The sequence below is a fragment of the Kitasatospora nipponensis genome, from assembly GCF_039528135.1.
GTDB classification, from domain to species: domain Bacteria; phylum Actinomycetota; class Actinomycetes; order Streptomycetales; family Streptomycetaceae; genus Kitasatospora; species Kitasatospora nipponensis.
Window position 1 is genome coordinate 20,532 of record NZ_BAAALF010000096.1, and the last position, 10,272, is coordinate 30,803.

The 10,272-nt window shown below is 75.1% G+C and carries 10 protein-coding genes and 1 riboswitch; of the genes, 5 read left to right on the forward strand and 5 right to left on the reverse strand.

Features of this window, described 5'->3' with window-relative positions:
• Positions 1-17 precede the first annotated feature (17 nt).
• The 4 genes from pknB to thiO form a co-directional block, all read right to left on the reverse strand.
• Positions 18-2,102, reverse strand: coding sequence for a Stk1 family PASTA domain-containing Ser/Thr kinase (gene pknB / locus ABD323_RS24110; RefSeq protein ID WP_344444007.1), 2,085 nt, complete (start codon positions 2,100-2,102; stop codon positions 18-20).
• Between the two features lie 80 nt (positions 2,103-2,182).
• Positions 2,183-2,980 (reverse strand): thiazole synthase, encoded by a 798-nt coding sequence (locus ABD323_RS24115; protein WP_344444008.1) that lies wholly within the window; start codon positions 2,978-2,980, stop codon positions 2,183-2,185.
• 5 nt (positions 2,981-2,985) lie between these two features.
• On the reverse strand, positions 2,986-3,195 hold the full coding sequence (gene thiS / locus ABD323_RS24120) for a sulfur carrier protein ThiS (RefSeq protein WP_344444009.1): 210 nt from the start codon (positions 3,193-3,195) through the stop codon (positions 2,986-2,988).
• Complete coding sequence (gene thiO, locus ABD323_RS24125) at positions 3,192-4,430, reverse strand: glycine oxidase ThiO (RefSeq protein WP_344444010.1); 1,239 nt, start codon at positions 4,428-4,430, stop codon at positions 3,192-3,194. Before thiO ends, thiS begins: the two co-directional genes overlap by 4 nt.
• A riboswitch (TPP riboswitch) is annotated at positions 4,425-4,537 on the reverse strand. (Overlaps the previous gene by 6 nt.)
• Before the next feature lie 91 nt (positions 4,538-4,628).
• Between thiO and ABD323_RS24130 the strand changes: the two genes are divergently transcribed.
• The 3 genes from ABD323_RS24130 to thiE all read left to right on the forward strand — a co-directional run bounded on the left by ABD323_RS24130 (position 4,629) and on the right by thiE (position 6,922).
• A complete protein-coding gene (locus ABD323_RS24130) occupies positions 4,629-5,822 on the forward strand; it encodes an NAD(P)/FAD-dependent oxidoreductase (RefSeq protein ID WP_344444011.1) in 1,194 nt (397 codons plus the stop codon).
• Between the two features lie 81 nt (positions 5,823-5,903).
• Positions 5,904-6,269 carry an Rv2175c family DNA-binding protein gene (locus ABD323_RS24135; RefSeq protein WP_344444012.1) on the forward strand — a complete coding sequence of 122 codons (366 nt, stop codon included), beginning with the start codon at positions 5,904-5,906 and terminating at the stop codon, positions 6,267-6,269.
• Positions 6,266-6,922, forward strand: coding sequence for a thiamine phosphate synthase (gene thiE, locus ABD323_RS24140; RefSeq protein ID WP_344444013.1), 657 nt, complete (start codon positions 6,266-6,268; stop codon positions 6,920-6,922). The genes ABD323_RS24135 and thiE overlap by 4 nt, the downstream gene beginning before the upstream one ends.
• A 43-nt stretch (positions 6,923-6,965) precedes the next feature.
• Here the strand turns inward: thiE and ABD323_RS24145 are convergent, their stop codons facing one another.
• Complete coding sequence (locus ABD323_RS24145; protein WP_344444014.1) at positions 6,966-8,072, reverse strand: polyprenyl synthetase family protein; 1,107 nt, start codon at positions 8,070-8,072, stop codon at positions 6,966-6,968.
• A 193-nt stretch (positions 8,073-8,265) separates the two neighbouring features.
• Here ABD323_RS24145 and metF point away from each other — a divergent pair, with 193 nt between their 5' ends.
• Positions 8,266-9,180, forward strand: coding sequence for a methylenetetrahydrofolate reductase [NAD(P)H] (metF, locus tag ABD323_RS24150; RefSeq protein ID WP_344444015.1), 915 nt, complete (start codon positions 8,266-8,268; stop codon positions 9,178-9,180).
• 93 nt (positions 9,181-9,273) lie between these two features.
• A complete protein-coding gene (locus tag ABD323_RS24155) occupies positions 9,274-10,101 on the forward strand; it encodes a hypothetical protein (protein WP_344444016.1) in 828 nt (275 codons plus the stop codon).
• The last annotated feature ends 171 nt before the right edge of the window (positions 10,102-10,272 follow it).

Consider the following 10,272-nt stretch of genomic DNA (forward strand, 5'->3'; position numbering starts at 1 on the left):
CCGCGCGGCCGTGACCGCTAGAACTTGATGGTGACCGTCGAGCCCTTGGGCGTGAGGGTGCCGGCGGTCGGGGTCTGCTGGGAGACGTTGCTCAGGCCGAAGAAGTTCAGCCCGGTGCTCTTCACCTTGAAGCCGGCGGCGGTCAGCGCCTTGGTGGCGTCGGACTCGTTCAGCCCGGTCACGTTCGGCACCGGCACCGGCTGCGGGCCCTTAGAGAGGGTCAGCGTGACGGTGCTGCCCGGGGTGGCGGTGCCGTTGACGTCCTGGGAGGCCACCGAGCCGGACGGCACGGTGTCGGAGAACGCCTGGTCGGTGGCGAGCGCCGTCTTGAAGCCGGCCCCGGTCAGTGTGCTCTGGGCCTGGGCGACCGGCTGGCCGGTGGTGTCCGGCACGGCGATCGGCGCCGCGCCCTTGCTGACCACCAGCGAGACCGGCGCGTTCACGGCCAGCTGCTGGCCGGCGGCCGGGCTGCTGGAGATCACCGAGCCCTGCGGCACGGTCGGGCTGAAGTCCTCGCTGGTGGTGCCGGGGGTCAGTCGGGCCGTGGTGAGCTGCTGCCTGGCCTGGTCCAGCGGCCGGCCGGCGAGGTCGGGCACCGCGATCCGCTCGGGGCCCTTGGAGAGGGTCACCTTCACCCCGTCGCTCTTGCGCACCCGCTGGCCCACCCCGGGGTCCGTGCTGATCACCTGACCGGCCGGGACCGTCTCGCTGAAGCCCTGGACGAAGTTGCCCTGCAGCCCGGAGCCGTTCAAGGTGCTCACCGCCTGCGCCTGGCTCTGGCCCAGCACGCTGGGCACCGTCGCGTAGACCGCGCCGGACAGGAAGTAGCTGGCCACCGCGACCACCAGCAGCACCGCGCCCAGCACCGAGCCCCAGACCAGCGCGCGGCGCGAGCGCCGGGAGGTGGTGCGGGCCTGGCGGCTGCGCGCCGGCGGCTCGTGGTAGGGCCGCGGCTGGGTCACCAGACCGGGCGGGGGCAGTGCCGGCGCGTTCGGGCCGCCGGCCGGCTTGCGGAGGTTGAGCGTGCTGTCCGGGCCCAGCGGGGCGGTCGGCTCCAGCGGGCTCGCCAGCACGCTGGTGCGCTCCACCACGCCGCTCGGCGGCCCGGAGTTCGCCGGCCCGCCGGCCGGGGGCGCGGCGTCCGGCTGCGCGCCCGGCAGTACCGAGGTGGCCTCGTTGGTGGCGAACCGCGGGGTCTGCCGGGTGGAGGCCGGCGGCTCGGCGTCCAGCTGAGCGGGCGTCAGGCCCCGGCGCACCCGCTGCAGGGTGGCCAGCAGCTCGACCGCGTCCCACGGGCGGTACTGCGGATCGCGGGCGGTGGCCGCGGCGACTATCGCGTCCAGTTCCGGAGCGAGGTTCGGGACGGCCGCGGAGGGCGCGGGCATGTCCTCGTGCAGGTGACGGTAGATCACCTGCAGCGGGTTGTCGCCGACGTACGGCTTGGCGCCGGTCAGCAGCTCGTACAGCATGATGCCGGCGGCGTAGACGTCCACCCGCTGGTCGGTGCCGCCGGCCGGCTGGATCTGCTCGGGCGCCAGGTACGAGACGGTGCCCATGATCAGGCCGGGCGTGGTGGTGCTGGTCACCGCCGAGTCGGCGTCGGACAGCAGCCGGACCAGGCCGAAGTCGGTCACCTTGACCAGGCCGCCGTCGGTGATCAGCACGTTCTCGGGCTTGACGTCGCGGTGCACCAGGCCGGCCCGGTGGGCCGCGCCGAGCGCGGCCAGCACCGGCTCCAGGACGTCCAGCGCGGCACGCACCGAGAGCGCGCCGCGGTCGCGCAGCACGTCGCGCAGGGTCCGGCCCGGCACGTACTCCATGGCGAGGAAGACCACACCGCGGTCCGCGCCCTGGTCGAAGACGTTGACCACGTTGGCGTGCGAGAGCCGGGCGACGGCCTTCGCCTCCCGGATGAACCGGTCGGTGAACCCGGCGTCGCCGGCCAGCGCGGGATGCATCACCTTGAGCGCGAGCACCCGGTCGAGCCGGGTGTCGGTGCCCCGGTAGACCGTGGCCATGCCGCCCACGGCGATGCGCTGCTCGACCCGGTAGCGGCCGTCCAGCAGCGTCCCCAGCAGCGGGTCGTTCAACGTCGTGTCCACCAGAGGAGTGTAGGGGTGGCCGGAGCACGGTTGGGTGACCCTCATGTCATGGTTCGGCACGGGAGACCCGGCACGGACCGTCAGAAGGCGGGCCGCTCCCGGTGGTCCAGGTCCGCGCGGCCGGCCATCGCCGAGGAGGCCTCGGCGTGGAAGCGGCGCGGGATGCGCCCGGCCCGGTACGCGAGCCGGCCCGCCTCGGCGGCGCGACGCATCGCGTCGGCCATCAGCACCGGCTGCTGGGCCCGGGTGACGGCCGAGGCCAGCATCACCGCCGAGCAGCCCAACTCCATGGCCAGCGCCACGTCCGAGGCGGTGCCGGCGCCGGCGTCCAGGATCACCGGGACCCGCGCGCTCTCCACGATCAGCTGGAAGTTGTGCGGGTTGCGGATGCCCAGGCCCGAACCGATCGGCGAGCCCAGCGGCATGACGGCCGCGCAGCCGACGTCCTCCAGCCGGCGGGCCAGCACCGGGTCGTCGTTGGTGTAGGGGAGCACCGTGAAACCGTCGTCGACCAGCGTCTCGGCGGCCTCCAGGGTCTCGACCGGGTCGGGCAGCAGGGTCCGCTCGTCGGCGATCACCTCCAGCTTCACCCAGTCGGTGCCCAGCGCCTCGCGGGCCAGGCGCGCGGTCAGCACGGCCTCGCCGGCGGTGAAGCAGCCCGCGGTGTTGGGCAGCACCCGGATCCCGTTGCGGACCAGCACGTCCAGCACCGAGCCCTGGGTGTCGGCCTTCACCCGGCGCATCGCCACCGTGGTCAGCTCGGTGCCCGACACGCGCAGCGCCTGCTCCAGCACGTCCAGGCTGGGCGCACCGCCGGTGCCCATGATCAGCCGGGAGCCGAAGGTGGTGTCGCCGATCGTCAGCAGGTCGTCGGCCACGGCGCTCAGCCCCCCTGCACGGCGGTGAGGATCTCGACCCGGTCGCCCGCGGTCAGTTCGGTGCGCGGCCAGCTGCCGCGCGGCACCACGGCCTCGTTGAGTGCCGCGGCCACGCCCGAGTTCGCCGAGCTGAGCTCGGCGACCAGGTCGGCCAGGGTGAGACGGTCCGCCACCTCGCGCGGCTCGCCGTTGACGGTCAGGGGGATCGGGCTCATGGCTGGCTCCTGGCGGCGGTGGCCGCGGCGTTCGTCGTACCGGTGGTGTGCGTGTGGTCCCGCGCGCCCGCCGGGGCGAAGCGCTCGGGGGAGAAGGGGGCGGCCAACTCGGGGACCCGGCCGGTGGCCAGGTACTCGGCGAGCAGGTCGGCGGTGACCGGGGTGAGCAGCACCCCGTTGCGGTAGTGGCCGGTGGCGGCCACCAGGCCGGGCAGTGCGGTGGGGCCCAGCAGCGGCGCGTTGTCGGGCGAGCCCGGGCGCAGGCCCGCACCGGTCTCCACCAGCGGAAGTTCGGTGATCCCCGGCAGCAACTCGTGTGCGTCGCGAAGGAGTTCGTAGACGCCGCCGGCGGTGACCGTGGTGTCGTAACCCTGTTCCTCGCTGGTCGCGCCGACCACCAGCTCGCCGTCCGCGCGCGGCACCAGGTAGAGGTGCTGGCCGCGGACCACCGCGCGCAGGTTGCGCGCGAGGAAGGGCGCGTAGGCGGGCGGGATCCGCAGCCGCAGGATCTGGCCCTTGACCGGGCGGATCGCGGGCAGCACGCCCGCGGGCAGGCCGGGCAGCAGGTGACTGCGGCAGCCGGCCGCCAGCACCAGCTGTCCGGCGGTGAGCAGGTCGCCGCCGGTCAGCACGACCCCGGTGGCCCGGACCGCGCCGCCCGCCTCGCCGGTGACCCGCAGCTCGGCGGCCTCCTCCCGGTGCAGGGCCACCCCGGCCCGCTCGCAGGCGACCAGCAGCGCGGCGGTGAGCCGGCGGCCGTCCACCTGGTGGTCGTCCGCCACGTGCAGCCCGCCGCGCACCCCCGGGGCGAGCATCGGCTCCAGACGGCGGCACTCGCGGCCGGTCAGCCAGCTGGAGTCCAGTCCGAGTCGCTGGTGGAAGGCGTGCAGGTCGCCGAGTTCGGCGCGGTCGTCGGAGTCCAGGGCCACCGCCAGGGTGCCGGTGGCCCGGTAGCCGGTCGAGCGGCCGGCGGCCTCCTCCAGTTCGGCCGCGAAGGAGGCGTAGCGGGCGTTGGAGGCCATCCCCAGGCGCAGCAGCGGCTCCTCGCCGTACTGCAGCTCGGTGACCGGGGCCAGCATGCCGGCCGCCACCTGCGCCGCGCCGCCGCCGGGGTGCGGGTCGACCACCCGCACCGACAGCCCGCGCTGGGCCGCCCGCCAGGCGGTGGCCAGCCCGATGACACCGCCGCCGATCACCAGCACGTCGGCCGAGGCGCCGTCCTTGAAGCGTGACAAGGGAACGGTTCTCCCTTCGCCGGAATGACCCGGATCAGGTTCGGACGGTCGCAGGCCGCCGCAGCCCGCCTCTCAGCCCGGTGCGCCGGGCTCCCGTGAGGACGACCCCACCATAACGCCGCGGCGCCGCCGGCCAGCAGGCCCGACCAGCTCCTGGGATCCCGCTCGCCCGCCGGCCCGGCTCGCTAGTCTGACCAGGTGGCAGAGCTGAGCAGCACGGATCGGGTGGTCGTGGTCGGCGCCGGCATGGCGGGGGTGCAGTGTGCGGTGGCGCTGCGGGAGGGGGGCTGGCGGGGGCCGGTGAGCCTGGTCGGCGCCGAGCCGCACCGGCCCTACGACCGGCCGCCGCTCTCCAAGGACGTGCTGCTCGGCAAGCTGGAGCACACCGCCTTCGACCTGGACTTCGAGCAGCTCGGGGTGGAGCTGCTGACCGGCCGGCGGGCCACCCCGCTGGAGCCCGGCGTGCTGCACACCGACGCCGGCCCGCTGCCCCACGAGCACCTGGTGCTGGCCACCGGGGCCGCGCCGATCCGGCTGCCGGGCGCCGCGGGGGAGCGGGTGCTGCGCACCGTCCACGACGCGCTGGCGCTGCGCGACGCGCTGGGCCCCACCGCCCGGCTGGTGCAGGTCGGCGCGGGCTGGATCGGCGCCGAGTGCGCGAGCGCGGCCCGCCTGCTCGGCTGCGAGGTCACCGTGCTGGAGGCGGCCGGCGCCCCGCTCGCCGGCGCGCTGCCGGCGGAGCTGACCGCGCCGATGGAGCGCTGGTACGCCGAGGCCGGGGTGGAGCTGCGGCTGGGGACGGCGGTGGCCGCCGTCGAGCCGGACGGGGTGCTGCTGGCGGACGGCGGGCGGGTGCCCGCCGACGAGGTGCTGGTGGGGATCGGCGCCCGTCCCGACACCGGGTGGCTGGCCGGCAGCGGTGTCGCGCTGGAGGCGAGCGGCGCGGTGCTGGTCGACGCCGCGCTGCGCACCTCGCTGCCGGGCGTGCTGGCGGCGGGCGACTGCGTCAGCTACCCCTCGGCCCGGTTCGGCGAGCGGGTCACCGTCCAGCACTGGGACCACGCGCTGCACTCGGGCCGGGCGGCCGCCGCCTCGCTGCTGGGCACGGGGGGCGGCTACGACCCGGTGCCGTACTTCTGGTCGCAGCAGTTCGGGCGGATGGTCCAGTACGCGGGACGGCACGCGGGGGGCGACCGGCTGGTGTGGCGCGGGTCGCCGCGGGAGCCGGCCTGGACGGCGCTGTGGCTGCGCGGCGAGGGCGTGCTGGTGGCCGCGCTGACGGTGGACCGGCCGCGCGACCTGGCGCAGGCCCGCCGGCTGATCGACCAGGGCGTGGTGCTGGATCCGGGGCGGGCCGCGGACCCGGCGGTGGCGCTGAAGAGCGCGCTCTGAGCGGTGCCCGCCGGGTGCCCGCAGGCGGGTCGCGGGGGTCGTGTGGTGCGCGGCGGGCCCGCGAGGTGGCAGGCTGGTGCCGTGAGTGAGACGGAAACGAAGATCGAATCCCTGGTCCGCGACTGGGTCTACCTGCCCGACATCTCCGAGCGCTGGGGGGTGTTGGTCACCGAGGTCCGCCAGATGGTCAAGGACCACCAGCTGATCGCGGTGCGCCGCGGTCCCAACCGGTCGCTCCAGGTGCCGGCCGCCTTCATCGAGGACGACGGCCTGGTCAAGCACCTGGCCGGCACGCTGACGGTGCTGCGCGACGGCCGCTTCAGCGACGAGGAGATCCTCGAGTGGCTCTTCACCGAGGACCCCTCGCTGCCGGGCAGCCCGATCCAGGCGCTGCGCGAGAACCGCGGCACCGAGGTGAAGCGGCGCGCCCAGGCGATGTCGCTGTGACCACCGCCGCCGAGCGCCGGGCCCAGCTGGCCGACGCCCGGCTCTACCTGTGCACCGACGCCCGCCGCGAGCAGGGCGACCTGCCGCAGTTCCTGGACGCCGTGCTGGCGGGCGGGGTGGACATCGTCCAGCTGCGCGACAAGGGGCTGGAGGCCAGGCAGGAGCTGGCGTACCTGGAGGTCTTCGCCGAGGCCGCGGCCCGGCACGGCAAGCTCTTCGCGGTCAACGACCGGGCCGACGTCGCGCACGCCGCGCGCCCCCAGGTGCTGCACCTGGGCCAGGACGACCTGCCGGTCCCCGCGGCCCGGGCGATCCTGGGCGACGAGGTGCTGATCGGGCGCTCGTGCCACGCCGAGTCCGAGGTCGCCACGGCGATCGAGGAGCCGGGCGTGGACTACTTCTGCACCGGTCCCCTCTGGCCCACCCCGACCAAGCCGGGCCGCTTCGCGCCGGGCCTGGGCCTGGTGGAGTACGCGGCCGGCCGCGCGAGCGAGCGCCCGTGGTTCGCGATCGGCGGGATCGACCTGGGCAACCTGGACGAGGTGCTGGCCGCCGGTGCGCGCCGGGTGGTGGTGGTCCGGGCGATCACCGCGGCGAAGGCCCCGGGGGCCGCCGCCGCCGAGCTGTCCCGCCGGGTGCGCGCCGCGCTCTGAGCGGCACCGCGCGCCGACGCCCGCGGGTGGCCGGCAGCGGTGGTCAGTAGCGGCGGACGGCGGCGGCCACGGCGACCGCGAGCAGCGTCTCCCGGGCGGCCTCGTCGGCCAGCGGGGCCGCGTCCAGGGCGGCCAGCGAGCGGTGCATCAGGTGGTCGATCCGCTCCTCGACCCGGTCGGCGGCGCCGCTGCCCGCCACCAGGGCGCCCAGCTCGGCGATCTCCGCGGGCTCCAGCCCCGGGGCGCCGAGCCGCCGGTCGAGCCGCTGGGCGTCGGCGGTGGGCAGCGCGCGCAGCGCGAGCGCGACCAGCAGGGTGCGCTTGCCCTCGCGCAGGTCGTCCCCGGCGGGCTTGCCGGTGACCGCGGGGTCGCCGAAGACCCCGAGCAGGTCGTCCCGCAGCTGGAAGGCCTCGCCCAGCGGCAGCCCGAACTCCCCGTACGCGGCGACCAGTTCCTCGCTCGCACCGGCCAGCCTGGCGCCGACCTGCAGCGGGCGCTCGATGGTGTACTTCGCCGACTTGTAGTGCAGCACGGTCTGCGCGCGCACCAGCGCCAGCTCGTCGGTGGAGTCGCCGGCCACCGGCTCCAGGACGTCCAGGTACTGGCCGGCCATCACCTCGGTGCGCATCAGGTCGAAGACCGGCTTGGCGGCGAGCACCGCCGCCGGGTCCAGTCCGCAGCGCACGAACAGCTCGTCGCACCAGATCAGCAGCAGGTCGCCCAGGAGCAGGGCGGCGGCCGCGCCGTACTGCTCCCGGTCGCCGCGCCAGCCGTTGGCGCGGTGCAGCGCCTCGAAGCGGCGGTGCATCGAGGGCAGGCCGCGCCGGGTGTCGCTGCGGTCCATCAGGTCGTCGTGCACCAGGGCGCTGGCCTGCAGCAGTTCCAGGGCCGCGGCCGCCTGGGCGATGCCCGCGCTGTCCGGCGCGCCGCCGGCGCCGCGCCAGCCCCAGTAGCAGAAGGCCGGCCGCAGCCGCTTGCCGCCGTCCAGCAGGAAGTCGCGCAGCGCGTCGGCGGCCGCCACCAGGTCCGGGGAGATGGCGCTGAGCCGCCCGTGCTGGCCGACCATGAACTCCACGAGCGCCGCGTCGACGCGGGCGCGGACCGACTCCACGTCGAGCGGCAGGACGGGGGAGTGGCTGGGCGAGGTCACTGGTGCTCTCCGGAGTTCGGCTGGGTTGGTGATCAGACTAACCGGGCAGCCGGGCCGCGGTCGGCCGAGCCCGGCGCGACCCGCTGGCCCCGAAGCCCCCCGGCGATCGCCACTGCCTCATCTGGTGGACATTCTGTCTCAATGCATGGACTTGCGATGCCCGGCCCCCCACCCCGGCGGTTAACCTGCGACCATGGCACTCGGCGTTCCCTCCACCAGAACCGACCGCGCGCTCACGGTCCGCGACCTCCTGGCGGCCGGGAAGCGCTCCTACTCCTTCGAGTTCATGCCACCGCGCAGCGAGGCCGCGGAGCACCGGCTCTGGGACGCGATCCGCCGGCTCGAGGCGCTCAACCCGAACTTCGTCTGCATGACCTACGGCGCGGGCGGCTCCTCGCGCGGGCGCACCGTCAACATGGTCGGCCGGATCGCCACCGAGACCACCCTGACGCCGGTCGCCCACCTGACCGCGGTGGACCACTCGATCGCCGAGCTGCGCAACATCATCGGCCAGTACGCCGACCAGGGCGTGCGCAACGTGCTGGCGGTGCGCGGCGACCCGCCCGGTGACCCGATGGGCGAGTGGGTGCGCCACCCGCAGGGCGTCAGCTACGCCTACGAGCTGGTCGAGCTGATCAAGGGGATCGGCGACTTCTGCGTGGGCGTGGCCGCCTTCCCGCAGATGCACCCGCGCTCGGCGAACTGGGACGAGGACATCCGGCACTTCGTCGCCAAGATCCGGGCCGGCGCCGACTACGCGATCACCCAGATGTTCTTCGAGGTCGAGGATTACCTGCGGCTGCGGGACAAGGTGGCGGCGGCCGGCTGTGAGACGCCGATCATCCCGGAGATCATGCCGGTCACCAACGCCAAGCAGCTGGAGCGCTTCCCCCAGCTGAGCGGCTCGGCCTTCCCCGCCGCGTTCGACGCCCGGCTGCGGGCGGTGGCCGACGACCCGGCGGCGCTGCGCGAGGTGGGCATCGAACACGCCACCGCGATGTCCGAGCAACTGCTCGCCGAGGGGGCGCCGGGGCTGCACTTCATCACGCTGAACGGATCCACCGCCACGCTGCAGATCTACCAGAACCTCGGGCTGCACCGGGGTTGATCCGCCCCCGTACGGATGTGGGGCGCCGGCGGTCGAACAGGTACAGTCGCCGCACACGCGCGCCTTGCGCCGGGCTGTGGTGGAGGAACGCCGATGAGCATCGGGATGCTGGTGTTGGACGCGGCCCTCGCCGCGGTCGCGCTCTGGCTGATCGCCGAGCTGCTGCTGCAGAACCGCGCGCCGCTGCACTGGCGCGGGGCCGCGCTCGGCGGATTCGTGCTGGTGGTGGCCGGGATGGCGATGCGCTCGGTGGCGGTGATCGGCCTGGGCGCGGCGGTCTTCGCCCTGGGTCAGGTGCTGGTGACGCTCTCGGTCAAGCGCGGCTACGCGGCCGGCTGGTCGCTGCGCGCGGCGGACGGCTCGCTGCCGGGGCCACTGGCCAGGGTGCCGCTGCTCAGCGCGGCCACCGGGGGAGCGGCGGCGGTGGCGCCGGCGGCTCCGGCGGCGCAGCTGGTCGGCGAGGTCGGACCGATCGAGGTGGCCGAGTCGCCGACGACGCAGCCGGCCGAGCAGCCCGGGCAGCCCGAGCGGACCGAGCCGGCGCAGACGCTCGATCCGGCCGAGGGTGACTACGGCGTCTACGAGACGGTGTACCAGCAGCAACAGCCCTACCAGGAGCAGCAGCAGGCCCAGCCCGGCTACCAGTTCGCCGAGCCGTGGCAGCAGCAGCCCTACCAGGACCCCTACCAGGAGCCGCAGCCCGACTACGGCTACCCGCAGGGCTACCAGGACTACGGGCAGCAGCAGCAACAGCAGCCGTACGTGCCGTACGTCGATCCGCAGCAGTGGCAGCAGCAACAGCAACAGCAGCAGGACTACGGGCAGCAGCAGCCCTACCAGCAGCCCCAGCAGGGCTACGAGTACTACCAGCAACCGCAGCAGCCGCAGCACCAGCAGCAGCAGCCCGAGGTCTGGCAGTAGCCGGACCCGGTCAGGCGGGCCCGATCAGGCCCGCCGTCACCGCGGCCGACATCCCCGCCCGGGCCAGCCCGCCGCCCGGGTGCGCGCCGCCGCCGACCAGGTAGCGGCCGGGGCCGGCGGCGTTGGCGGGCCGCAGCAGGGCGCCGCCCAGCCCGGCCAGGGCGGCCGGGA

Excerpts from the sequence above, each read along its gene's own strand:
- metF (WP_344444015.1), top strand. The coding sequence starts at position 8,266 with ATGGCACTCGGCGTTCCCTCCACCAGAACCGACCGCGCGCTCACGGTC.
- thiS (WP_344444009.1), bottom strand. The coding sequence starts at position 3,195 with ATGAGCCCGATCCCCCTGACCGTCAACGGCGAGCCGCGCGAGGTGGCG.
- ABD323_RS24155 (WP_344444016.1), top strand. The coding sequence starts at position 9,274 with ATGAGCATCGGGATGCTGGTGTTGGACGCGGCCCTCGCCGCGGTCGCG.